Raw genomic sequence first — 24,511 nt, 5'->3', positions numbered from 1 at the left:
TCCTTGGTCTGAAGGACGCGTTCACGGGCCGTGGAATGCAGTTTTGATGATGTGTCCATATGTGGGAGGGATGGTTTGTGTGATGTTCTGTCACATGACGGCGAATAAGGTGTATCATTGGATGTTCATTTGGAATCAACATTATTTCATTTACTTATGATGTGTGAATGAATTTCAGATTGTGTCGAAGTTGTTGCGAATCTGCATTTCTGTGGTTTTGGCGGCGAAGACCATAGGACAGTTCGACACGGGTGGAAGTGGATGGGCGGGTCCGCCGGCTTTGCGAGGCTGGGACCTTCTTGCGTTTCCCTGTTGGGGGTTTTTGCCCCGCGAGCGATGTCGGGGAATCGGAGTCGTTTGAAAGGAGGATCGAAATTCGAAACCCATTCTATTTGTGATTCTTCTCGATAATTTGAAAGTTGTGGTAGGAATTCGACTGGGGTGTTTCAAGCTCGGCGGATTGGGTGTTTGTGAGTCGTTGTTTGCTGATTATAAGATGATTGTGGCTGTTTTCATGGAGGCTTTGAGCCGGATTCTGTTATTTAGACAAAAAAGTAGGAAAAATTGGGGAACATTCTGGACACTGGGGACACTTTAGCCTGACACCGCGGCGCGGCCACCGGGAGCCCACTCCCGGAGCCAGCCGAGCGGCTCGCTCGCCACCGATTGATTCACCGATGAAAAAGCAAGCTTACCCGATTCTCGCCGCCTTGATCGCCACCCAAGCCGTGCCCGCGGCTACGTTCACTTGGAGCGGCAGCACCAGTGGCGCGTGGGACCCGGCAGTTTCCAGCAACTGGAACGGTGCCACCCCTGTCTTCGACAACACCACTGAAGTGATTTTCAACGGCGGGACACCGATCAGCAACTATATCACCTACCTCGGCAATGGTCCCCGCACGTTGAGAACACTTTCCCTGCAGGGACCCTTCGCCAGTCCGCTTGAGATCCGGACAAACCATAACAATGCGACCGGGCGCATGCTGGTTTTCTCCGCCGACAGTGGCAGCGCTTTGCTGAACGTCGATGCGAGTGTCGACCAATCCGTCGCGATTGGGCAAGGGACGGGTACGAACAATGTCGGCACGCTGAGTCTCGCGAGTGACCTCTCCATCGTTCACAACGGTACAGGCCTTTTGACGATCTCCCGGCCGATCAACGAATCATCCGCCGGTCGTGCGATCGCCAAGTCCGGGAGTGGCACCGTATTGCTGTCCGCCGCGAATACCTTTACCGGCAACGTCACGATCGATGGTGGCATTGTCCAGCTAGGCAATGCAACGGCTCTGGGGACTGTCGCGGGAGACACGATCGTCAATGACGGCGGGACCTTGGATCTCAACAACCAGCGTCTTGGCGCAGGAGAGTCGGTCTCAATCATTGGTGTCGGCCAGGGCGGCATTGGCGCGCTCTATCAGACGAGTGGCAACTCCGGTGACGCGAACTCGATCGGTGACAATCTGATCCTCACCGGCAATGCCAGCGTGGGGGCGGCGTCCGGAACTCGCTACGGGATTGGCAGCAATGGGACCTCGAACACGACCGGACCTTACACCCTGACCAAAGTCGGAGCGGGGCAATTCGACCTGCGTGGCAATGTGAGCATCGGAGATATCGTCGTGGAGCAAGGAGCGCTTCAGACGCAAGGAGTGTCTGTCTACAACAGCGGCTTGATCACGCTGAAGCCGGGGACGGAGTTTCGCGCATTTGAGATCACCAATCCCTTTCCCCGCGATTTCGCCATCAACGGTGGGAAGATCTATTCGGCCAGTTCCACTCTGGCAGGCGACAGCTTCACCGGCTCGATCACGCTGGATGGTGGTGCAACGCTGGAAAGCAATGGCGACGCCACGGACAAGCTGAGCTTCAGTGGAAACATCGGAGAGTCCACGGCTGGATCCGCGCTCAACATTGCCGGGACCCGTCGGGTGGTGCTTTCCGGGACGAATACCTACACCGGGGCAACGACCGTCAGCAGCGGCACGCTCCAGGCATCGGGCTCCTTCACCAGCGACATCACGGTGAATTCGGCGGGAACCATCGACGGCGAGGGCATTACCACTGGTTCTCTCAAGTTCGTGAGTGGATCGACCTTGCGCTTTGATCCCACGACCACGGGTGCGAACCAGTTTCTCCGTGCAGCCGATGTCAGCATCGAAAGCAGCGACCTCGTGGCGGTCGTGGCGAATGCCGCGTCTTCTGCCTCCGGGGTGGTGATTCTTCGCGACGGGAATGGCGGTCTGGATCTCAACAATTTCATTCTGCTGAACGCGGGACGCGCTTCGCTCAGTCTGGGTGGTGCGGGAGGGAATTCCGACCTTCTCTACAATTTCCAAGCCGCGAATCTGGAGTGGCGTGGCTATGGCAACGAATACTGGAGTACCGAGGATGGTTCCGGGAACTTCCGCAACAAGGGGTCCGGGGTTGCGGACAACTTCTACGATCGCGACAATATTGAGTTCATCGATGCCGCTGCGGGGACCATCTCCCTCGCCGGCAATGTCCTTGTCGGGAACGTCACCTTCAAGAACACCGCGGGCAATGACGTTTCGATCCTGCCTGTGAGCACGGAGACTCTCGATGCGACGTCGATTGCCATCACTTCCAGCGGGAATGTCACGTTGGGGGCCTCGATCACCGGCAACACGCCGATCACGATGGATGGCAGCGGAACGCTGTTCCTGACCGGTGCCAGCACGAGCGCCAGCCCGATCACCGTGAACTCGGGTACACTGCAGATCGGCGATGGCGGCAGCACTGGCAGTGTGGCGGCACCAATCATCAACAACGCGAGCGTGATCACGAATCGCAGCGGTACCGTGACCTTTGGCGGCGTGATCAGTGGCAGCGGGACTTTCACTCAGGCCGGAACGGGGCTCACCATCCTCACCGCGGAGAATACCTACACCGGCCTCACCACCGTAAACGCGGGTGTCCTGCAGATCGGCAACGGTGCCACCGGTTCGATTGCGGGCGACGTGCTCAACAATGCGGGCTTCGATATCAACCGCAGCAATGATCTGAGCTACGGAGGGCTCATCTCCGGAAGCGGCATCGTTTCGAAGCGTGGCACGGGAGTGCTGACCTTAACGGGGGCGAATACCTTCAGCGGTGGCTTGAACATTTACAATGGGACCTTGATCGCGGGCGATGTGAACATCGGTTCCGGGCCGCTCGTCATGGGGCCTGGGACTGCGAACGTGAACACGCTGTCCGTGACCGGGGGCACGATCGACAACGACATCTACTTCTCGAACGGTGGTACCGGAAACAAGATCATCAATCTCGCGAGTGGATATCTGGATGCCACGCTTTCCGGGACCATTCATTTCGATGCGGATCCAGCAGTAGCGGCGGGTGTTTCCCGCATCAGCCCGATCGGTGGCACGATCGTGGTTTCCGGGAAGATGACCGGCAATGGCCTCGCGGGCTTCGCCAAGCGGCAGACGGGCACGGTGGTGATCACGAATCCGAACAACGACTACACTGGCCCGACTCACATCGTGGACGGGGGTTCCCTGTTGGTGGATGGCAAGGTCCCGGGCAGCATCTACTTCGGCGAAGCCCTCGGTGTCGGCGGCACGGGCGCCCTAGGCGGAACGCTTGGTGGCTCCGGCGTGATTGCTGGCAGTGTGAAACTCTATGCGGCGAGCAAGCTTTCTCCAGGTGGCACGAGTGCCAGCGGGGTGAATACCGACACGCGGGCGACGCTGACGATCCAGGGGAACTTGGATGCCAGCCAGACCGGTCTTGGTGCGGGCCGGATCTTCATGCAACTCGGCGCGCTCGCAGGTCCGAATGATCGGATCAATGTAGGTGGCTCGCTGAGCTTGGGCGCGGGGATCTTTGGTCTGACGGAGCTCGCGCTGGCGGGGGCGGACGGTCTTGAGCTGGGCACTTACACGCTGATTAGCACCAGCGGCGGCATTACCGGCACCCTTGATTCCGCAGACGTCACGGCGGAGGTCGCTCCGGGCTTGAGTGGCACGCTTGCGATCAGCGGCAATGATATCGTGCTCACGGTGTCGGCGGGGAATGCTTATTCAAGCTGGGCGGCGGGCTTTGCGGGGCTGAGCAATACGGACTTCGAATTCGACTTCGATGGCGATGGTCTAGGAACCGGGTTGGAGTGGGTGCTTGGCGGGGATCCGACGCTGAATGATTCGGCCTCGATCCAGCCGACCGCAACGGCCAGCGCGGGCTCGGGGATTACCCTCAGCTTCCGCCGCGAGGAGGACAGCATCGGGGTGGCGGGCTTGAAGGTGGAGTATGGCAGCAGCTTGGGAAGCTGGCCAAACTCCGTGGTGATCGGTGCAGCCTCCGCCGGTCCGGATGCAAATGGTGTGACGGTGACCATCGACACGACCCAGGATCCGGATGTGGTGACGGTGACGATCCCGGCTTCGAATGCCGCTTCAGGGAAGCTCTTCGCGCGTCTGGTGGCGACCCAGCCCTGAGGCAGCGAAGGAAGAACCCGTTGAGTCATCGAAGGGGCGACCGGGAGGTCGGCCCTTCGTGCTTCAGATCGATCTGCTTAACGCCGGCGCGCGGCGATGACTCCGTAGCGAGGGCTGAAGACCCATGCGGCGAGGAAAAGGACACCGAGCAGCATTACGATAAGTGGTCCCGGCGAAAGGCCGAACCAAGAAGAAAGGAGGACACCTGCCACGGCACCCGCGGCGCCGATGAGTCCACCGCCCCAGAAGAGTGCGGAGGTTCGATCTGTCAGCAGTGATACCGTGGCACCCGGTGCGACGAGCATCCCGACGGAAAGCACGCAGCCCACCGCTTGAAGGGAGCCGACGAGAGACAAGACCAGCAGCGTGAAGAGCAGGTACTGCATTGCTCTTACGGGCACGCCTTGGGCGGCGGCGACGTTCGGCTCGAACATCGTGAGAAGCAGGGGACGCATCAACAGGTTCGCGATGACCAGAGTGACCGCACCGATGCCAAAGGCGACCCAGAGGTCGGCATTGCCCACGGCCATGATGTCGCCGAAGAGCCAGTGTTCGAGTTCCTGACGAGTGTTGAGAAGAGGAAGGATCGCGACACCCGCCGCGAAGGCGGAAGTGTAGATCACGGCGAGGGCTGTGCCGTGGGCGACTCGGTTGCCACGGGAGATCGCCACCGAACCCAAGCCGACCATCAGCGCGGCGAAGAGTGCGCCGAGGAAGCCGCTGACCTGGGTGAGGGCACCGGTCATCAGGATGCCGAGGGTGATCCCGGGCAGCATGGTGTGCGAGAGCGCGCTGACCGAAAGTGCATTCCGGCGCAGCACGACGAAGCCGCTGAAGAAGCCGTTCGCGAAGCCGATCAGCAAGGCTGCGGCGAGGGCGCGCTGGTAGAAGGGATTGGAGAGCAGGTCCAAGGCGGAAAGGGTCAGAGGGCGGACGCCAGGGCCTTCGGCGCGGCGCGTTCTTCACTGTCGTCGATGTGACCGAAGACTTGATCGATATTTTTGGGCGAAAGCACTTCGGACGCGGCACCGAAGGAGATCGGACGGGTCTTCAGCAGCAGGGCTTCATCGAACAAGCGGGGGGCCGAATTGAGATCGTGGTGTGAAGCAATCACCAGACGTCCTTCGTGCGAAAGCCGCTCGAGCAACTCGCCGAGTTGCTTCGAGGCATTGCGATCAAGACCGGTGAAGGGCTCATCAAGAAGAAGCACGTGGGCTTCCTGGGCGAGGGCGCGGGCGAGGAAGGCACGCTGCTGTTGCCCGCCGGAGAGCTCGCGGATCTGGCGATGCTGCAGATCGACGAGATCAAGCGAAGCCAAGGCCTTGTCGACCGCAGCGTCATCTTCCGCGCGGAAACGACCGAAGAGTCCGGTTTGGGGATAACGTCCCATTTCGACCAGACCCCGCACAGTGATCGGGAAGGACCAATCGACCTCCTCGCGCTGGGGGAGGTAGGCGAATTCGCGGGACCACTTCTTCACGGCGGCACCGCGCCAGCGAATGCTGCCTGCGCTGCGCGGGACGAGTCCGGCGATGGCCTTGAGGAGAGTGCTCTTGCCTGCACCGTTCGGACCCACCAAGGCGACGCGATTGCCGCAGGAGGTCGCGAAGGAGACGTCATCGAGCGCCAGCGTGTTCCGGTAGTGGACACGCAGCGAGTCGATCACCAGCTCATGATGCTGGGAATGATGGGCGCAGCAATCGTGGTGCTCGTGGCTCATGGCAGCGGTTCCCAAATGTCATCGATCTCACCGGGGGCGGTGAAGACGTGTTCCAGCGTGTCCTTGCCCGGGACTTCCAAGCGTAGCATGGCGAAGCGATGGCCGGGCGCTTCGTCTTTCCAAGTCACGCGTAGCGAGACGACCGGTGATTCCCCGGAAAGCTCCAAGCTGCCACTGATGGGCCCGGCAGTGTCGGTTTTCGTCACCGTGGCCGCACCGGCATCGAGGGAGACCTCCTTCGCGGTGCCGGAAAGGATCAATTCGAAGGTGGTCTTGGCGAGGGCCGGTTCCGGAGCGGCCTTCGTTTCCTGCTTGGCCGCGCTGGTAGAGGGGGAGGGGCGCGCCATGGTCAGACGCGATAAGGCGAGTCCTGTAACCAGCAGCGCGGCAAGGACGATCAAGGTTCGGAGCAGAGGTGAGCCGCGCATCGACGAGAAATCCTTCGCGCAGGAGGGTCGCATTTGCAAGCGATTTGCGGTAAAGTGCGGATTCCGGTTTTTGTTGCCGCAGTGGAGCGTGGAAACCCCGGAAATTTGCAGCCTGTTCCGCCTGATAAAACAGGGGAAATAACAGGCGGGAAGGAAGGAGAAGACCGGACATCGAACTTCCAGGATTCAATGTCGAAACGGCGAATCCGGTTATGGTCGAGGAGGAGCGGGTAGGAAGCATCTTGGAGGGAATTTCTCAGATGCAAAGAAAGGCTTCTACTGCCAGTGGAGCGCCCGCCGCAGGTTTAGCGGCATGACTCCGGAGGGCTATCGTCCTTTAGGTGGGCCTTCATGCGATAAGGGGGCTAAACATTTGTATCCTATTCCGATTCAAGCTTGAGACGAGCGATCATGGCGCTGAGGTCCTGCGCGTCCTTGTCCGCGAGCTTCATTTGATTCGCCTTGAAGAGGAAGGTGACCAATGGATTCAGCACCCTGACTCCGTTGATGACGGTGAAGTGGTTTTCCAAGGGCCAATGGATCCGCGGGTCGCGGCGATAGATCACGGTGTCTCCTTCGTCGTCGAAGACCATGATCTGTAGCACCCAGTGCTCGAGATCATCGCTGGCGATCCAGATGTCGTGGACCTCGTCAGGGACATCGACGCCGTCCCATGGGTGATGCTGGCCATCCAGGCAAAGGAAGACGCGAGAGGGATGGAAGACGCTCAGACACTCACAGAGCTGCGACCTCAGGACTCCGATATCCGTATCGCCGTGTGATCGCTCATCCCGGCCGGTGAGCAGGGATACCGAGTGGCCGCCGCAGAGAACCCAATCTTCAAAGGGTCCCAGCTCAGGCTGCAGGGCGGCGAGTGGGAGTGCTTGCCATGTTCTCGCTTCCGAAAGCATCCAGTGCGGGAATCTACCGCGGGCCGGTGCTTCCAGCCCGCGACGTTTGAGAGGAAAATCAGTCCTTCAACTCCATCACCTCGATGTTCTTGAACTCCACGGGGTGGCTCTCCGATTGAAGGCTGATGTAGCCTTCGGTGAGGTTGTTATTGCCCTGGATCTCGATGAGAGGCTTCGCATTGCTGTCGCTTTCATCGAGCTTGAGATCGCTGTATTGCATGACCTCTTGGCCGTTGATGAGGTGCTTCACCAGCTTGCCGCCGTGGACTTCGGCTTCGGCCTTCACCCACTCGCCGAGCGGGAGGGTGGGGCATTTGGAGTTCATGCAGTGGGTCTTGTTCACCTTGCCATCGAGGGTGATGTAGGTGCCCGGGGTGCAGAGATTTCCGGTGGTCTTCACGCCGTTGCCCTTGCCAAGAAGTTGGAACTCTAGCGAACAGGGGAAATCCTGGTCCTGGCCCATGGTCTTCGGATCCTGGGAGTGCAGCATGATCCCGGAGTTCTGAGTGGCCCAACCGGGGCCGCCCTTCACCTGATCGCCGGTGAAGCGATACTCGAGGCGGATGCGGTAGCTGGAGTACTTCGTTTTGTAGAAGAGGTGGCCGAAGGCATCGCCCCAATCGGCGTATTTCTCATAATTCACCGTGATGGCGCCATCCTTCACGACGAAGGTCTTGTTCGGATCCTCGCCGAGGGCGTGGCCGCGGATCTTCGGGGTCCAGCCATCGAGGTCCTTGCCATTGAAGATGGAGGTCCATTTTTCATCCTGGCCCGCGGCGCAGGAGATGAGCAGGGCGGCGAGAGTGGCGGTGCGAAGCATCGGTTTCATGATAGGTAAGTGAGTAACGCGGATGGTGGTCACTTTGTTGCAGTGCCTTTGCTGGCGGCAAGGAGGATCGGCAGAACCGGCGGATCGGGTAGGAAAGATTCGGGTTCCGGGAGGATTCAACCGCGGACGAAAGCGGATGGAGGCAGATCAGGAAGATGGGGCCGGGATGGATTGGATGAATGCGATGAAGATGAGAGTGTCTCTCCGGTTAACCTTTCTAGCCGGGGTCGAGATTCTTCAGGAAAAAGGTGGGGAGGCCCGAAGATTTCTGAATAGCCGCGGCAGGTGGTGCGTCCCACGCACGATGCATTCCCTCCGTTCCCTGCTAGGGGCTGCCGTGCTGGCGGCCGGAACTTGTTTCGCCGCTGAACCGAGCCACGACTTGGATCCGCAGGCGGCGGTCAAATTGATTGATCTGTTGGTGGCTGGCCACCAGTCGCGGGTCGAGATCGCCTTGATCGTGGATGGCACGGGAAAGGCCGGGCCTTTTGAAGCGACGCACGTCCGCCGTGTGGTGGCGGTTCATCCGGTGTGGGAAGACGGACGGACCGTCCGGCGGATGCGGATCTATGATTTCTACTGGAACGAGACCTACGGGTGGTTCACCTGGGAGAAGCGCGAGGAGCGCGGGGGTGATGCCGTGTATATCTGGAGCGAGCTGAAGGGGGCGATTATCGTGAGCTGAGGTTCTCCGCAGCTTTCTTGACCCCGCGAGGTGAGGACGTTAGCTGGATAGTGTGAACGTTCGTGCATGGATCGCTACGTTGGCTTTGTGCTTCATCTCAGCCCCTTGGGCGAGTGGGGAGAACAAGCCGGTACTGCTGACGACCGGAAGCCGCCCGTGGAAGATGGCGGACGGAAGCATGCAGCGGCTGCGATTCGTGAAGTTCGAAGGTAGCGGGATCCTGTTTCAGGGGAAAATCGGGGCCGCCGGATACATGGAGCCGGGTCTCTTCGCGCCGGAAGAACAAGACGCGATCCGAGCCTTGAAGAGCGGGGCCTCGCAACTCGTCTCCACGGCGGGGCTGGGGATGCATCCTGACTTTCCGTCCGGGAAGGTTTCCGCGGAGGATCGCAAGATCGGGCAATATTGGCTAGGCGAGGCCCGTGAGTGGCAGCACGCCCCCGGCAAGAAGGTAGAAGCACAGCTTATCAATCTGACTGATGACCGGGTTTCCCTGCTGGCCGGGAATTCCGTGGCAAACTTTTCGCCCGCGCAACTCGGTGCTGCGGATCTTGAATACTTGGAACGTGTCAAAACGGGGAAGGCCCGCATGTATCCTGATATCGTCACCATCGACGGATTGGAATGGGGCGGCACAAATCACGCCTATCAAGTGGTGGTTTCCGGTGAGCGCTATGTGGCGGCGGCAGCGGCGGAAGGGAATTTTGAAGAAGCGCTGGCCACCTGTGTTCGGGAGGTCGCGGAAAAGCTGGATGGAAAACAGTGGAAGCTCCTTTCTTTCACGGAAGAGAGGGCTCCCGCCCCAGTGGCAGGCCCACGTTCTTATCATTCGATCCCAGCGGATCCGTCGGAGGAACCCAGGCCGACCGCTTACCGCGCGGTCTTCCACATCAAAAGCGATGGGGTGCGGAAGGCCGAGCAGTTATGGGGTGCTGCGATGTCCCCGAAGGGCGGCTCAAGCAGCAGGGAGGTCTATCTCCACGTGCTGGCGGACGGGAAGCTGGTGAAAGCCGAAAGGGAGGACGGATACTGATGAAAGCCGTGCGGATCGCTGTTTTGTTGCTGGCTCTTGTCCCGGGTGTGCAGGCGAAAGATTGGACGCTTTATTCGTCCGGGGTTAACTCCATCGAGGATCCAAAGGTCTTCGATTGGGCATACTTCAAAGTTTCAGGGGAGGAACTAGCCCAAACGGCTTATTGGAGCCCGGAGGCCGGGGTTGCTCCACCGCTCTCCCGGAATCAAGCGGTCGAGATCGCCAAGCAAGCGGCAGTGGCGCAAGGGGTCCATGTCTCGGATCCCGCAAAGCTGAAAGTGGTTCTCCAATACCCTGCGGAAGCCAAGGACATGCAAGAGAGGCTAGGCGAGAAGGTCTCCCTGTGGTTCTACGTCGTCAGTTTCGGCAAGAAGCCGGCCGAATGGTTCGTTGTGACCTTGGGCGGCAAGCTTGCTTCCCGCGAACTCACCCGCCGCTGAAAACGGCGGGTGATGAAGTTGCGCCGAGGGAGCTTACTTGATGCTTACCCTTGTGCCAGCTCCTCGCAGCCCTTCAGGTCGAGTTTGCCGGAGGCGAGGACGGGGATCTCCTGGACGGGGATGATGGCCTTCGGGCACCACAGGGAAGGGAAGCCGGCGTCCATGAGCTTGTAGCGCAGGTCGATGCACTCTTGCTCCAAGGCGGGGCCGGCAATGGTGGAGAGGAGGATGATGGCCTCGCCCTTCTGGGAGTCCGGGATGCCGACGATGGCGATCTTGCGCTCCGCTTCGGAGTCGAGGCCGAGGGCCTTGTTCACGGCGGCTTCGACGGTTTCGTGCGGGACCATTTCGCCGGCGATCTTCGAGAAGCGCGAGATGCGGCCTTCGATGTAGAGGAAGCCGTCGTCATCGATGCGGCCGACATCACCCGTGCGGAACCAGCCGTCCTGGGTCAGGACTTCGGCGGACTTTTTCGCGTTGTTGAGATAGCCGGGGAAGATGTTCGCGCCCTTCAACCAGATCACGCCTTGCTTGTCGCCGATCATCGGCTTCTCGGTCGCTGGATCGGTCATGCGGAAGGCGATGCCCGGAAGCAGTTGGCCCACCGAGCCGCGGCGGGAAGAAGGAATCACCACGGCATCCGATACCGGTGCAGGATCGGGCAGGTTCACGTTGGTGGCTGGAGAGGTTTCCGTGAGGCCGTAGCCTTCCTGCGGCGGAATGCCGAAGCGCTCTTGGAAAGACTCCGCGAGATTGTCCGGCAGTTTTTCCGCTCCGGTCACGACCAGTTGCAGAGACTTCAACTGCTCCGGCTCGACACGCTTCATGTAGCCGCGCAGGAAAGTCGGCGTGGCGAGGAGCACATTCACGCCGCGCTGGGCGATGAGCTCCGCAAGGCGTTTCGTTTCGAGCGGATTCGGGTAGGTGACCAGATCGATGCCCTCGATGATCGGATACCAGAGCGTGACGGTGCAGCCGAAGGAGTGGAAGAGCGGCAGGCAGCCGAGGATGGCGGCACCGGACTCAAGATTGAGGCGTGTGCCGAACTGGCAGACATTGCCGAGCACGTTGCGATGGGTGAGCGGGACTCCCTTCGGCTCGCCGGAGGAACCGGAGGTGAAGAGCAGGATGGCCTCGTCATTGTTCTTCTTCTGACCAAGGCGGAACATCGTGGTCAGCATCGAGGCCGGCAGCAACTTGCCGAGGATGGTCCAGGTCACGATCTTCTTCTTCAGCGAAGGCAGGGTGCGCTCGATGAAGATGAGATCGCGGTTCGGTGGCCACGGGAAGGAAGCCAGCTTCCGGACAAAGGGATCCGCCGTGATGTAGCGGTCGACGCCTGACTGGCGCATCGCGGAGCGGATCGCTTCATGGCCCGCGGTGAAGTTGAAATTGACCGGCGTCTTGCCGGCGAAGATGGCGGCGAAGTTTGCGATCAGGCCCGCCTTGCCCGGCGGTAGGATGATGCCGATGCGCGGATTGTCGGTGGACTCGCGGATAAACTTCGAGAAGACGAGTGCGGCACCCAAGATGCGATCGTAGCCGATGCTCGAATCATCCGAGCCGTCATGGAGCTTGTTCCGGCTGTTTTTCTTCAGGCCGTGGAGGAGGGCGGTGCCAAGCGAGGTCTTGAGCAGCGGACGGCGGGAAAAGGATTCCTCCACCAATTCCTGCAAGCGCTCGCGATAGAGAGCCGGGCAAGCGTCCTTCGCCGGGATTTCCTTCGCCACGGAGATCACAGCGTGCGGCATGGAGCCCGGCTTCTCGATGCTGAGGCAGGCTTCGCGCGGGTAGTCGATATTGATCGGCAGGACGGGCAGGCCGAAGGAGCAGAGGGTCCGCAGGGTTTTACCCGGGATGTGGCAGGGGATCGCGGCGCGGGCCACGGAACGACCAGGGACGAAAATGAGCACGCCGCCATTTTCCAGCACCGGCTTCATGTGCTCGCCGGCGGCTGCCGGGTTTGGCTCGTCCTCCGAGAAAGCGGCACCGGAGCCGGATCGCTCCAGGTGAGCCATGATCGCGGGATCGATTTTCGAGTGCTCCTCGATCAGCCAATTGATCTTCCTGCCTGCGAAAAGTTTTTCAAGGTGAGTGAGTTCCTGAGGGCCCAGACGGCCCGGGATGACGATGCAACCGGTGGAAGGAATGCGGTCGGCATGGAGAATTTGAACAGGACTAGACATTTTGACGCACAGGAAAGACGTGAACGGATGGCCTCCGCTTGCGAACAATTGAAGCGAATCAGCCGGGTCAGGCACGGATTTTTTATAGCGGATTGCGGCTTCGTGACACCGACATCTCCCGAGCCGGGGCGTCTTGCACGGTTTTGGAATTGAGGGGGATCCGCCACGCTGGCAAAAGCGGCCATCCTCCCGTGCATCGTTACCGCCTTCTCATCCTATTCCTCGTGATCGTCGGGGCCGGGTTTGCGGCCAAGTTCGCCTTGGCTCCGAGTCCTTTCCCGAAGCCCGGGGAATATCAGGCAGAGGTTCATCTCCCCGCCGGATCCGAAGCCCTCAATCGACTCGTGCAGCGCTACAATACGGCTCTTCGCTCCGATCCGGAATGGTATATCGGTTACCTAAAGGAGCACCCCAATGTCGGCTTGGGAGAAATGCTGCCCTATCACGAGAACATGGGGATCAGCAAAAAGGACTACGATCTCGCGGTGATCGAGATGGAGAAGGTGAGATTCAAGAAATTCGGCCCGACGGTGGTGAAAGTGATCAATGGCCCCGGCGGATCGTTGAAGATCGCCTTTGATGCGCCTCCATTGAAGGAGCCGTTCGAGCTCATGCTCTCGGCAGACGGCAGAGAGCTAAGCGGCAAATTTGGCAAGTTCGTGGACAATGACGAGTCGGCGGGCAGGCATTCGTCCAAGATTATCGGAAAGTGGAAGGGGCGGCAGTGGCAGGTCTTCTCGGGAGAGCTAAGTACGGATCGCGAGAAGGATTGGGCACTGATGGATGTAGGGATCGGAATTGATGCCGAGGGTGATCGCATTCTCTACATGTCCGGGGATTCTGCAAAGACCGCCAGATCTATGCGGCGAATCATCTAATCCGCTGGCCGGCGAAGTAGATCCGGACTTTTGAATTGAGCCGATCCACTTGGCTGCCAGAACGACAAGGTCATGTTCCGTTATTTCGTCCCCCTCTTGTCCCTTTCTCTGCTGCCCTTGTCCGCGGCCGAGCCTCTTCCTCCTGCCGGAGAGTATCGTGCGGAGATGCTTGAGATAGGGATGCCGCCCGAAGCTGAAGCGGTGGCGCAGCGGGTGCAGGCCGCGATGGCACGGCAACCGGAGTGGATCGAGAAGCACCTGGCGGAGCACAAGGACCTCAAGCCCGGGGAGCCCCTTCCTTATCACGAAAACATGGGCGTCACGAAGCTGGAGTATCAGCTCTTCCTCGATTCACTGGACAAGATGGAAATGAGGAAGACCGGGGAAGTCATGGTGGTCGTGAAGGAAGCCGCGGACGGCGCGGTGGGAATTTCAATCAAGGGAGCCAATCTGCCGATCAGTGTCTTTTCCTTCTCCACGGATGGGAAAGAGATGATGTGCAAGTTCGGTGCCACGAAAAAGCAGGTGAAGATCGACCAGAAGGATCCGAAGTCTCCGATGGGCTTGTGGAGCGGGATCCAATGGCTGATCGAGGACGGCGATCCGAATCCGAAAGGCGAGGCGGATTATGCGAATCTCAAGTTCGCTGCCGGGAAGGACTCTGAAGGGCGGCGCGTCCTCTATATCCGCCAGCTCGTCCGTCTGGATGGCGAGGTGGAGGATCTCAGTCCGGTCTTCCGGTGGATAGGGAAGTAGTGCCGCTTACTTGATCCCGGCCTCACTCAGGCGCTCGGCCATTTCGGCCTTCTGCAGTTCCGCGGTGAATTCGGAGAGATCTCCGGCCATGATGCCGTTGAGATTGTGCGAGGTGTGGCTGATGCGGTGATCGGTCACGCGGCTCTGAGGGAAATTGTAGGTGCGGATCTTTTCCGAGCGGTCTCCAGAGCCGATCTGGGCACGGCGATGCGCGCTATGCTTCTCCTGTTCCTCGCGCAACTTCATCTCGTAGAGGCGCGTGCGCATGATCTGGAGGGCGCGTTCCTTGTTCTGGCCTTGGGAGCGGCCGTCTTCGCAGCGGACGTAGAGGCCGGTGGGAAGGTGGAAGACCTGCACGGCGGACTCGGTCCGGTTCACGTGCTGGCCGCCGGCACCACCGGCGCGGCAGACTTCGATCCGCAGTTCGTCCGGTTTCAGCTCGACGTCGACTTCCTCCGCTTCCGGCATGACAGCGACAGTCACGGTGGAGGTGTGGATGCGGCCTTGGGTCTCGGTGGCCGGAACGCGCTGCACGCGATGGACGCCGGACTCATACTTGAGGATCCGGAAGACCTCATCCCCGGTGACACGGAGGAAGACTTCCTTGAAACCGCCCACTTCGGAGGGGCTGCTGGAGAGGTGCTCGGTCTTCCAGCCGCGGGTCTCCGCATAGCGCTGATAGAGGCGCAGTAGCTCGCCGGCGAAAAGGGAGGCCTCGTCGCCACCGGCACCGGCGCGGATTTCCACGATCGCATCGCGGTCCTCGTTCGGATCGGCCGGGAGCAACGCGTACTGGATATCCTCGGAGAGTTGCTCGATCTCGGTCTGGAGGCCGGGGATCTCCTCCCTCGCCATCTCGGCGAGGTCGGCATCCTCTCCTTTGGAGAGCTCCTCGTTTTCCTCGAGCTGGCGCTTGGCAGATTCCAGACGATCCCAGATTTCCAAGGTGCTCTTGATCTTGCGGTGCTCGCGCACGATTTCCCCGGCCTTCTTCGGATCATTGAAGAAGGAGGCATCCGCCATCATGTCATCGATTTCGCCGATGCGGCGGCGGCGCTGGGCGATGAGTCCGGAGTAATCCATGGATCAGGGAAGGGGAGCGGGAGGCCAGAGTACGAAAAGGCCGCACCTGCGAGAGGTGCGGCCGGGAAAGTTCCGGAAGTGCGGAAAGCTAGGCCTTGGCGGCGGTGCGCGCCTTGCGGATGATGCTGTTCACGGTCTCGGAGACCTGAGCGCCAACACCGATCCACTTGTCGGCCTTCTCGAGGTCGACGGTGTAATTCGTGCCTTCCTTAAGCGGGTCGTAGGTGCCGACCTGCTCGATGTAGCGTCCGTCGCGGCGCTTGCGGCTATCGACGGCTACGATCTTATAGTAGGGACGGTCCTTGGTTCCCTGACGGTTGAGGCGAAGAGCAACGGCCATGTGCGTAAATTCGTTCGGAAAAGCCCACCAAGGGTGGCGGGGGCGGGGAAACTGCATGAGGCGGGGGGACTTGCCAAGTAGAATCTCGGTGAAATTGGTGCTTATCTCGATGATTCGCTCCATTTTGCCTTCTCCATCAGCCACTTGCCGTCGATTTTCTTCCAAGTCAGGTCGAAATTCTGGATTCCATCCACCGGTCGTTCGTCGTTTGGGAGCTCGATAATGGCATCGGCTTTCGCGATGACCTGTGCTTCATCACCGCTCACGGTGACCGATTCGATCTGCAGATCCTGGATCGTGGCACTGCGGCAGTACTTCGCGAGGCCGCTGTACATGGCGACGATGCTGTCCCGTGATTGGGAGCCGCCGATTTCATCGGTGGGGCCTTCCGGGCCTTCGAAGGTGACTTGCGGGGCGAGGAAGCCTTCTAGCGCCGGGCCGCGGGTGCTGCGCGCGAGATCCCCGGAATCCGCGGGGACATTGGCGGCTTCGAAAAGAGCGGCCGTGCGGCGGACGACAACCTTTTCCGGGCGGGTCCACCACCAGAAGAAGACTCCGCTGAGGGTGAGGATGACGAGAAGGGGCACAAGCAGGCGTCGCATGATGCTTGAGTTTTGGAGGGCCGGAGAAGTTTCGCAAGACCTTGCGCGACTCCGCTTGTCAGGGAGGGCCGGGGGACTATGCTCGCTTGCCCTCGATGACGCCGCTGTTCCGGAAATTGCTCGGGTTGAATTGGCCGCTGGTTCTCACCATGTACGGGCTGCTGGCCTTCGGCGTGTTCTCGATTGAGAGTGCGGCGCGGCATTTGCCGGTGCCGGAGGGGGCAGTTACCGCGGGCGCGTGGTATGCGGAGAAGCAGAAGCTCTGGATCCTGATCGGCTCCATGGTCTACTTCGCTACCGCTCTGGTGGATTACAAGTGGTTCCGCTGGCTGGGCGTGCCTCTTTATCTAGCGGGGCTCGGGCTTTGTGCCTCGATCATGGGATCGGACAAGGAAGTCCACCAGATTGCGCTGCCCGGCGGTCTCAATTTCCAGCCCGCGCAGCTTCTCATCACTTCCGGCGTGCTCTTGATCGCCTGGTTGCTCCAGGACTTGCCCCGGCTGGGGCGATTGATCCCGAAGGTCGGCTGGATCCTTGATGAACCGATGGTGAAAGTCGGGCTCATCGGCGCGCTGACCGGTGTTCCTTTCCTTGTAGTGGTGGCGATGGGCGACATGGGCTCCGCTCTCGTCTGGATACCCTTGGCGGTGGTGTGCCTGCTGATCAGCGGCGTGCCTTTCCGCTACATGACCTGCATGGCATTGCTGGGGGTGGCGATCCTGCCGATCGTCTATTTCGTGGTGCTGCCGCAGGTGTCCGAGCGTGGTACCGGACGTATCGAGCTCTTCTTCGACATGGTCGAAGGCAAAGAGGTGGACACCAGCGGTGACGCTTGGGCTCCTCATCACATCGCCGTGGCAATCGGGAAATCCGGTTGGGGCGGGGTGGGCTGGAACGCCGGCGAGAACCGCGGTTCCCTGCACGACAAGAAGTTCATCCCGTGGAAGACGGCGCACAACGACTTCATCTTCCCGGTGATCGCGGAGGAACACGGCTTCCGCGGGAGCATCCTGCTGCTTACCTCTTTCGCGCTGCTGCTCGTGATGTGCTTGTTTATCGGCACCTACGCGAGGGATCCCATGGGTCGGCTGATTGTGGGCGGGGTGGTGGCGTTGTTTTTCGCGCACATCTTCGAGAACATTGGCATGTGCATCCTGCTGATGCCGATTACGGGTATCCCGCTGCCGCTAATCAGCTACTCCGGCACCTTCGTGGTGATGTGCATGTTCCTGCTCGGCTTGGTGCAGAGCGTGTGGGTCCACCGGAGCGTGCAGTACGTTCCGGCGGAGGAGAAGAAGCCGGAGCCGCTGGTTAACGTTCCAGCGCGTTCCACGCGTTGATGCCACCGGCGACGTTGACGGCATTCGGGATGCCAGCTTCCTGAAGGAATTTCACGGCGCGGGCGGAGCGGCCGCCGGAGCGGCAGTGGACGAAAACCTGGCGATCCGCCGGGATTTCCGCGACTCGTTCCGGCAGCTCGGGCAGGGGAATGAGGACGGTGCCGGGGATCATCCCTTCGGCCTCTTCCTCCGGCTGGCGGACATCGAGGATGTAGAGATCTTCACCGGCATCGATGCGGGCGGCGAGGTCTTCGACGGAGATGGCGGGCACGTCCGAGCCGGGCACGGAACAGGAGGCGGAAGCGTTGGTTTCGGAATTCATGACGGAGTGGATGGTGGGGGAGTCGCCGCAGAGGCGGCAGGCGGGATCTCGGCGCAGGCGCAGGCTGCGGAAGGTGGTGTGGAGGCCATCGTAGCAGAGCAGCTTGCCCAGTGGAGGCTCGCCGATGCCGAGCATCAGCTTGATGGTTTCCATAGCTTGCAGGGAGCCGATCACTCCGGGCAGCACGCCGAGGACGCCGGCTTCTTCGCATGAAGGGGCGGAGCCGGGGGCTGGCAAACTGGGAAGCATGCAGCGGTAGCACGGACCGCCGAGGTGCGGGGCGAAGACGGTGACTTGTCCGTCGAAGCGGAAGATGGAGCCGTAGACGCAGGGCTTTTTCAGGAAGAAGCAGGCGTCGTTGGAAAGGAAGCGCGTGGGGAAATTGTCGCAGCCATCGAGCACGATGTCGTAGCGTGAGACGAGATCCATTGCGTTCTCCGGGGTGAAGCGGGTGGAATGGAGTTCGAGCTCGACGTGCGGGTTTACCTCGCGGAGGCGGGCGGCGGCACTTTCCAGCTTTGGTTTCCCCACCCAGCTTTCGCCGTGGAGGATCTGCCGCTGGAGGTTCGAGCGATCCACCTTATCGGGATCGATCAGGCCGATGCGTCCGACGCCTGCCGCTGCCAGATAGAGGGCGGCGGGGCAGCCGAGTCCGCCGGTCCCGATCATCAGCACGGAGGACGCCTTTAGCTTGCGCTGGCCTTCTTCGCCAACCCCGGGAACCGAAAGATGGCGGGCGTAGCGGCGGATTTCATCTTGAGAGAGCGGCGGCAGCTCGGGCACGGGCGGAAGGTAGCGAGCGATCCGCCGATGGCAACCGATAGCAAGTGCCAACGAAAGTGTCGCCCGGGGATCCCGGCTATGAAATGCCCAAGGCTCGAAGATGCGGGTTCTTCAAGGGGGCGAAGGACGCCGAGATCATCCAGAGGTAACATCAACAAGGGGATCTCTGCTCCTTTACGCCGATCTTATTTCCAGGCTCTCTCCCTCTCTTCTTGACCGCCACAGGCGTTCCGGGAAGTGAATGTCCCATGGCAGAAGTCCAATCCACGTTTTCCCTGCGCCGCGGCGATGCGGCTCCTGGTTTCCAACTGCCCGACCCGTCCGGGAAGCTTCATGAACTCCACGAGCTGCGCGGGATCAGCGGGCTGTTGGTGGTCTTTGCCTGCAATCACTGCCCCTATGTGATCCACCTTGCCGATGCCCTTGGCGCGCTCTCGGCGGAGATCGAGTCGGAGGGGGTAATGACGATCGCGATTTCTTCGAACGACATCGAGAAATATCCGGCCGACGCGCCGGAGCACATGTCCACCTTCGCCGCGGAGCACGGCTGGAATTTCCCCTATCTTTTCGACGAAAATCAAGAGGTGGCGAAGGCCTACGGGGCGGCTTGCACTCCTGATTTCTTCCTCTTTGACCACGAACTGCGGCTTTACTACGCGGGCCAATTTGACAGCAGCCGCCCGAAAAGCGGCCAGACACCAAGCGGCGACGACCTGCGCGCGGCGGTGAAATCCATGCTCGCCGGGGAGGAGCCCCCGGCCCGGCCTTACCCCAGCAGCGGGTGCAATATCAAGTGGAAGGCTGGCAGCGAACCGCCGTATTTCCGCTGAAACCTTTCGCTTTTTGCCATTGCCGCCTCCCGAGCGCTTCGGCTAACACCCCTACGTCATGGTGCATTCTGCTGTCCTAAACCCCGCGCTCCTCGCGTCGATCAAGCTTACGGGCATCGACTGGGCGATCATCATCGGATCGATCCTGATCTGCTTCGTCCCGGCCTTGTTTTACGGGAAAAAGTCGAGCGAGAGCACTTCGGAGTTCTTCGCCTCCGGGCAGTCGGTGCCGTGGTGGCTGGCGGGTCTCTCGATGGTGGCGACGACCTTCTCTTCGGACACGCCGAACTGGGTGACCGAGCAGGTTCGCAAATTCGGGGTCGCCGGAAACTGGCAGTGGTGGGCTTTCGTGCTCACGGGGGTGTCCACGGTGTTCTTCTTCGCCCGCCTGTGGCGCCGCTCCGGGGTCATGACGGACCTTGAGTTCTACGAGCTGCGCTATTCCGGCAAGGCAGCCTCGGTGGTCCGCGGTTTCCGGGCCGTGTATCTCGGTCTCTTCTTCAACTGCTTCATCATGGGGATGGTGACTCTCGCGGCCTGCAAGATCGCGAACATCCTATTCGGCATGCCCTACTGGCAGACTATCGTGATCTGCGGTGTGCTGAACGTGGTCTTCGCCGCGCACTCCGGACTTTGGGGCGTGCTGATCATCGACATGGTGCAGTTCTTCATCAAGATGACGGCTGTTTTTGCCGCGGCTTACTTCGCGTTGAAGGAAGTGGCCCGCCGCACCGGAGTCGGTGAGACCGCCTTCGCGGGCCTCCAAAAGCTGGTGGAAACGCTAGGCACCCAGCAGGTGAAGGTGGAAGGCCATGAGCCGGTGATGAGCGCCATCGACGGGACCGGCCAACCGATCCTGAATATCATGCCGAACTTCGACATGTGGCAGCTGGCGCTGATGATCTTCATCGTGCCGATCGCGATCGGCTGGTGGGCAAACTGGTATCCGGGTGCTGAGCCTGGTGGTGGCAGCTATATTGCCCAGCGCATGCTGGCTTCGAAGTCGGAGAAGGATTCGCTTGGGGGTACGCTTTTTTTCAACGTTGCTCACTACGTGCTGCGTCCTTGGCCATGGATCATCACGGCGCTCTGCTCGATCATCGTTTATCCGGATCTGGCTTCGATCAAGGAGGCCTTCCCGAATGCCGACCCGAAGCTGATTGGTCATGACAGTGCGTTCCCGGCGATGCTGAAGTTCCTGCCGGTCGGCTTTATGGGGCTCATGGTCGGTGGCCTGATTGCGGCGAACTCGTCCACGATCCTAACCCACTTGAACTGGGGAGCCTCCTATCTGGTTCATGACTTCTACCGCCGCTTTATCAATCCAACGGCGAGCGAGAAGCACTACGTCAATGCCGGCCGCTTCTGCACGCTGCTGCTCTATGTGGTGGCTGCCTACCTAAGCACCATTCTTTCCTCCGCGCAGGAAGCGTTCGAAATCCTGATTTCGATCGGTGCGGGCACGGGGCTGCTCTACATGCTCCGCTGGTTCTGGTGGCGCATCAATGCCTGGTGCGAAGTGGTGGCGATGATCAGCTCCTTCTTGGTCTCGGTCACCTTCTTCATCATGAAGAAGCAGGGCCATGGTCTGCCCTTCGCGCAGACGGTGATCATTTCCGTGGCCTTCACCACGATCTGCTGGATGTTGACCGCCTTCTTTGGTCCGCAGACGGATCGGAAGACCCTGATTTCTTTCTTCAAGAAAGTACAGCCCGCCGGCCCGGGCTGGGATGCCGTGCGCCGTGAAGCAGGCTTGCCGGAAAGCACCGTGAAAGAATCCGGCGATCACATGGGACTCGCGACCATGGGCTGGATCTCCGGTTGCGCGGTCATCTGGTCCTCGCTTTTCGCCATCGGCAAGTTCCTCTACGGGGAATACAGCATGGCTTGGATCCTGACCGCGATTTTCGTGGTGAGCGGGCTGGTGCTGCTGCGGGTGATCAAGAAGCTCTGGGCCTGAGGAATTGGCGAAATAACCGCGAATGACTTGGCAAAACGGGCCTGATTGGTGCTACAGTGGCGCCAAGTGGACGCGCTGATACATCATCTGGAACGGAAGGAAGAACTCTCGCCGCGGGAAATCGCGGTGGCTGCGGAGCTCCTGCTGGACCCGAATGCCCCGGACGAGAAGAAGGCGGCGATCCTCGAGAATCTCTCAAACAAGGGTGAAACGCCCGCGGAACTCGCGGGTTTCATCGAGGCCTTCCTCGAACACGCCGTCGATCCGCATATCGGCCTTCTCGATCTCGAGGGGCCGACCATCGATGTTTGCGGGACCGGTGGAGACAAGTTGAACATGTTCAATGTCTCCACCACCGCCATGTTCGTGGTGGCGGCAACGGGGGCCGTAGTGCTGAAGCATGGTAACCGCGGAATCACTTCGAAGAGCGGCGGAGCGGATGTGCTGGAAGCGCTGAACATCCGCATCGACCTTCCACCCGATGGCTTCCGCGATTGTCTGGAGAAGGCAGGCGTCGGTTTCCTTTTTGCTCCGGCCTATCATCCTGCCTTCAAGGCGGTGGCTGGAGTTCGCAAGCAGCTCGCGGAAAAAGGCGTGCGCACGATCTTCAACAAGATCGGGCCGCTGATGAATCCAGCGAAGCCGCAGTGCCAACTGGTCGGTGTCTTCGACCGCGAGATGTGCCCGGCCTTTGCCGAGATTCTCCAGCGCCTCGGCCGCGAGAGCGCCTGGGCGGTGCACGGTACTACGGGTGATGGCCGCTCGGTGGACGAGCTGAGCCTGATGGGCTCGACCCGCATTTGCAAAGCAGGGCTCTATCAAGATCTGGAAGACGAGGAGGTTCGTCCCCGTGACTTCGGCATGAAGCATGCCGAGGTGGAGGAACTCCAAGGCGGCGATGCCGAGGTGAACGCTGCGATTCTGGAAGCGATCCTTTCCGGCAAGGACACCGGTCCAAAGCGGGATATGGTCCTGCTCAATGCCGGAGCGGCGATTGCCTGCTGCGGTCTGGCCGATGATATCGGCGACGGCATCGAGATCTCGCGACGTCTCATCGATGATGGCAGTGCGTTGGATCGCTTGCGCTTGCTGCAGGATGTGGCGAAGCGAGCCTGAAATCGGGCTCCTTGCCGCAGGCTTCTAGCGTTTCGCCTTCGGTAGCTTCAGCCACTCTGCCATTTCGGCGAGCGGCTTGGTGTTCAGGACATCCTCGCGGCGCAGCCAGCCCTTGCGGGCGACGTCGGCTCCGAAGCGGATGTATTGAAGCTGGCCGGTCGAGTGGGCATCCGGGTTGATCGAGCAGAGCACGCCCTTGTCGCGGGCGCGGTGCCACCAGCGCCAGTCCATGTCGAAGCGCTTCGGATTGCAGTTCAGCTCGATGACAGTGCGGGTCTCGGCGGCGGCATCGATCAGTTTTTCGTGATTCACCCGGTAGGCGTCCCGGCGTAGCAGGAGACGGCCGGTCATGTGGCCGAGCATGGTGACGTAGGGATTCTCCATCGCGCGAATGATGCGCTTGGTCATCTCGTCCTCATCCAGCGAGGTCGCGTTGTGGACCGAGGCCACGGCCCAATCGAGTGACGACAGCATCTCGTCTGAAAAATCAAGGGAGCCATCCTTGAGGATGTCGACCTCCGAGCCGGCGAAGAGGCGGAACTGGGCGCTGCCGAATTCCTTGTTCCACGCGGCGACCGCATCGATCTGCTTGGCAAGGCGCACCTCGTTCAGGCCATTGGCTTGGGGAGAGGATTTCGAGTGATCGGAGATGCCCAAGTACTGGAGTCCTAGTTCTTGGGCTGCCTCTGCCATGGCATTCAGCGTGTTCTTCCCATCGGAATCCGTGGTGTGGCAGTGGAAGGTGCCGCGAAGGTTCTCCCATTCCACCAGGCGGGGCAGCTTGCCTTCATCCGCGGCCTCGATTTCACCGCGGTTCTCGCGGAGGGCGGGGGGAATGAAGTCGAGTCCGAGGGCCTTGTAGATATCGCCCTCTTCATTGACCGTTGGCAGGTCATTGCCGGTGAAGCCGTATTCGTTCAGCGACCAGCCATGCTTCAACGCCCGCGAACGGATCGCGACGTTGTGTTCCTTGCTCCCGGTGAAGTATTGCAGGGCGAAGGGGAACTGGGCGTTGGTCACCGCCCGAAGATCGCACTGCAGGCCATCTTCCAGGCGGATCGAGCACTTGGTGTCGCCTTGCACGATGATCTCCTTCGCCTGCGGCAGGGCGCCGAAGAACTTGGTCAGTGCGGCAGGATCGTTGGTTGCCACGATGAAATCGAGGTCGCCCACGACTTCCTTCGAGCGCCGTAGCGAGCCCGCGGAGGAAACCCGGAGCACGTCGGGATGCTTGCGCAGTTCTTCGAGGATTTCCTCGGCGGCAAGGGTGGCGACATCGAGACGGAAAGCGGTTGCTGCTTGTTCGATGCGTCCAATGGCTTCGAGAATTTTCGTCTGCGTTTTCGCACCGAAGCCGCTCAAGCCTGCCACGCTGCCTGCTTCGCACGCAGCCTTGAGCGAGGGGATGGAATCGACACCGAGTGTCTTGTGAAGCGCGGCGATTTTCTTCGGGCCGAGGCCATCGAGTTGGAAGAGGGTGAAGAAGGAGTCCGGGTAGCTTTCCCGAAGCTTCTTGTGAAAGCCGAGTTCGCCGGTGCTGGCCAGTTCATGCAGCTTGTCGCGCAGCGCTTCGCCGAGACCTTTGATTCCATCGAGCTTGTTCTCCACGGCGAGCGCCACGATGTCGCCATCGTAGGACTCCACGACTTCAGCTCCCTGGCGATAGGCCCGGACCTTGAACGGATTTTCGCCCTGGATCTCCAGGAGCAAGGCAATCTCCTCAAGCACGGCGGCCATCTGTTCGCGGGTCACAGGCATGGCGGGAGACTAGGACTCTGCTTCAGGGGAGACAGCCGAAAAACCGTCGGGCCG

The 24,511-nt window shown here is 60.5% G+C and carries 20 protein-coding genes and 2 pseudogenes; 10 read left to right on the top strand and 12 right to left on the bottom strand.

The window, feature by feature from the left end; genetic code table 11:
• Positions 1–677: 677 nt before the first annotated feature.
• A complete protein-coding gene (locus tag HHL09_RS02890; RefSeq protein ID WP_169452989.1) occupies positions 678–4,457 on the top strand; it encodes a beta strand repeat-containing protein in 3,780 nt (1,259 codons plus the stop codon).
• 77 nt (positions 4,458–4,534) lie between these two features.
• On the opposite strand, the gene HHL09_RS02885 is transcribed toward HHL09_RS02890, so the two are convergent.
• The 6 genes and pseudogenes from HHL09_RS02885 to HHL09_RS02865 all read right to left on the bottom strand — a co-directional run bounded on the left by HHL09_RS02885 (position 4,535) and on the right by HHL09_RS02865 (position 8,345).
• A complete protein-coding gene (locus HHL09_RS02885; protein WP_169452988.1) occupies positions 4,535–5,368 on the bottom strand; it encodes a metal ABC transporter permease in 834 nt (277 codons plus the stop codon).
• An 11-nt stretch (positions 5,369–5,379) separates the two neighbouring features.
• A pseudogene (locus HHL09_RS26900) lies at positions 5,380–5,691 on the bottom strand (manganese ABC transporter ATP-binding protein); the annotation flags it as partial.
• 12 nt (positions 5,692–5,703) lie between these two features.
• Positions 5,704–6,051: pseudogene (locus HHL09_RS26895) on the bottom strand (metal ABC transporter ATP-binding protein); the annotation flags it as partial.
• A gap of 122 nt (positions 6,052–6,173) precedes the next feature.
• The gene (locus HHL09_RS02875) at positions 6,174–6,638 is read right to left on the bottom strand and encodes a hypothetical protein (protein WP_169452986.1); all 465 of its coding nucleotides are present in this window, start codon (positions 6,636–6,638) and stop codon (positions 6,174–6,176) included.
• 347 nt (positions 6,639–6,985) lie between these two features.
• Entirely contained in the window at positions 6,986–7,516 is a 531-nt protein-coding gene (locus tag HHL09_RS02870) for a hypothetical protein (RefSeq protein WP_169452985.1), read from the bottom strand.
• Positions 7,517–7,574: 58 nt separating this feature from the next.
• Positions 7,575–8,345 (bottom strand): 3-keto-disaccharide hydrolase, encoded by a 771-nt coding sequence (locus HHL09_RS02865; RefSeq protein WP_205760967.1) that lies wholly within the window; start codon positions 8,343–8,345, stop codon positions 7,575–7,577.
• Between the two features lie 304 nt (positions 8,346–8,649).
• On the opposite strand from HHL09_RS02865, the gene HHL09_RS02860 reads away from it, so the two are divergent.
• The 3 genes from HHL09_RS02860 (at position 8,650) to HHL09_RS02850 (ending at position 10,503) form a co-directional block, all read left to right on the top strand.
• Complete coding sequence (locus tag HHL09_RS02860; RefSeq protein WP_169452984.1) at positions 8,650–9,030, top strand: hypothetical protein; 381 nt, start codon at positions 8,650–8,652, stop codon at positions 9,028–9,030.
• Between the two features lie 79 nt (positions 9,031–9,109).
• Positions 9,110–10,063, top strand: a complete 954-nt coding sequence (locus HHL09_RS02855; RefSeq protein WP_169452983.1) for a hypothetical protein — start codon at positions 9,110–9,112, stop codon at positions 10,061–10,063.
• A complete protein-coding gene (locus tag HHL09_RS02850) occupies positions 10,063–10,503 on the top strand; it encodes a hypothetical protein (protein WP_169452982.1) in 441 nt (146 codons plus the stop codon). Before HHL09_RS02855 ends, HHL09_RS02850 begins: the two co-directional genes overlap by 1 nt.
• 44 nt (positions 10,504–10,547) lie before the next feature.
• Here HHL09_RS02850 and HHL09_RS02845 read toward each other — a convergent pair whose 3' ends face one another.
• The gene (locus HHL09_RS02845; RefSeq protein WP_169452981.1) at positions 10,548–12,689 is read right to left on the bottom strand and encodes an AMP-binding protein; all 2,142 of its coding nucleotides are present in this window, start codon (positions 12,687–12,689) and stop codon (positions 10,548–10,550) included.
• A gap of 191 nt (positions 12,690–12,880) precedes the next feature.
• On the opposite strand from HHL09_RS02845, the gene HHL09_RS02840 reads away from it, so the two are divergent.
• Positions 12,881–13,567, top strand: a complete 687-nt coding sequence (locus HHL09_RS02840; RefSeq protein ID WP_169452980.1) for a hypothetical protein — start codon at positions 12,881–12,883, stop codon at positions 13,565–13,567.
• A gap of 96 nt (positions 13,568–13,663) precedes the next feature.
• A complete protein-coding gene (locus tag HHL09_RS02835) occupies positions 13,664–14,323 on the top strand; it encodes a hypothetical protein (RefSeq protein WP_169452979.1) in 660 nt (219 codons plus the stop codon).
• A 6-nt stretch (positions 14,324–14,329) separates the two neighbouring features.
• Here HHL09_RS02835 and prfA read toward each other — a convergent pair whose 3' ends face one another.
• The 3 genes from prfA to HHL09_RS02820 all read right to left on the bottom strand — a co-directional run bounded on the left by prfA (position 14,330) and on the right by HHL09_RS02820 (position 16,348).
• The gene (gene prfA, locus HHL09_RS02830; RefSeq protein WP_169452978.1) at positions 14,330–15,406 is read right to left on the bottom strand and encodes a peptide chain release factor 1; all 1,077 of its coding nucleotides are present in this window, start codon (positions 15,404–15,406) and stop codon (positions 14,330–14,332) included.
• 88 nt (positions 15,407–15,494) lie between these two features.
• Complete coding sequence (gene rpsP, locus HHL09_RS02825) at positions 15,495–15,746, bottom strand: 30S ribosomal protein S16 (RefSeq protein ID WP_169452977.1); 252 nt, start codon at positions 15,744–15,746, stop codon at positions 15,495–15,497.
• A gap of 101 nt (positions 15,747–15,847) precedes the next feature.
• The gene (locus HHL09_RS02820) at positions 15,848–16,348 is read right to left on the bottom strand and encodes a nuclear transport factor 2 family protein (protein WP_169452976.1); all 501 of its coding nucleotides are present in this window, start codon (positions 16,346–16,348) and stop codon (positions 15,848–15,850) included.
• Between the two features lie 95 nt (positions 16,349–16,443).
• On the opposite strand from HHL09_RS02820, the gene HHL09_RS02815 reads away from it, so the two are divergent.
• A complete protein-coding gene (locus HHL09_RS02815) occupies positions 16,444–17,688 on the top strand; it encodes an FtsW/RodA/SpoVE family cell cycle protein (RefSeq protein WP_169452975.1) in 1,245 nt (414 codons plus the stop codon).
• On the opposite strand, the gene moeB is transcribed toward HHL09_RS02815, so the two are convergent.
• Positions 17,660–18,793, bottom strand: a complete 1,134-nt coding sequence (moeB, locus tag HHL09_RS02810) for a molybdopterin-synthase adenylyltransferase MoeB (protein ID WP_169452974.1) — start codon at positions 18,791–18,793, stop codon at positions 17,660–17,662. The genes HHL09_RS02815 and moeB overlap by 29 nt on opposite strands.
• Positions 18,794–19,041: 248 nt before the next feature.
• Here moeB and HHL09_RS02805 point away from each other — a divergent pair, with 248 nt between their 5' ends.
• The 3 genes from HHL09_RS02805 to trpD are packed head-to-tail and all read left to right on the top strand — an operon-like array spanning position 19,042 to position 22,699.
• The gene (locus HHL09_RS02805; RefSeq protein ID WP_169452973.1) at positions 19,042–19,623 is read left to right on the top strand and encodes a thioredoxin family protein; all 582 of its coding nucleotides are present in this window, start codon (positions 19,042–19,044) and stop codon (positions 19,621–19,623) included.
• Between the two features lie 58 nt (positions 19,624–19,681).
• A complete protein-coding gene (locus HHL09_RS02800) occupies positions 19,682–21,583 on the top strand; it encodes a sodium:solute symporter family protein (protein ID WP_240963724.1) in 1,902 nt (633 codons plus the stop codon).
• Positions 21,584–21,631: 48 nt separating this feature from the next.
• On the top strand, positions 21,632–22,699 hold the full coding sequence (gene trpD, locus HHL09_RS02795) for an anthranilate phosphoribosyltransferase (RefSeq protein ID WP_205760966.1): 1,068 nt from the start codon (positions 21,632–21,634) through the stop codon (positions 22,697–22,699).
• Between the two features lie 24 nt (positions 22,700–22,723).
• Here trpD and polX read toward each other — a convergent pair whose 3' ends face one another.
• Positions 22,724–24,457 (bottom strand): DNA polymerase/3'-5' exonuclease PolX, encoded by a 1,734-nt coding sequence (polX, locus tag HHL09_RS02790; RefSeq protein WP_169452972.1) that lies wholly within the window; start codon positions 24,455–24,457, stop codon positions 22,724–22,726.
• Between the last annotated feature and the right edge of the window lie 54 nt (positions 24,458–24,511).

The organism is Luteolibacter luteus, assembly GCF_012913485.1.
Lineage (GTDB): Bacteria > Verrucomicrobiota > Verrucomicrobiia > Verrucomicrobiales > Akkermansiaceae > Haloferula > Haloferula lutea.
This window is presented reverse-complemented; position numbering and strand designations above follow the sequence as displayed.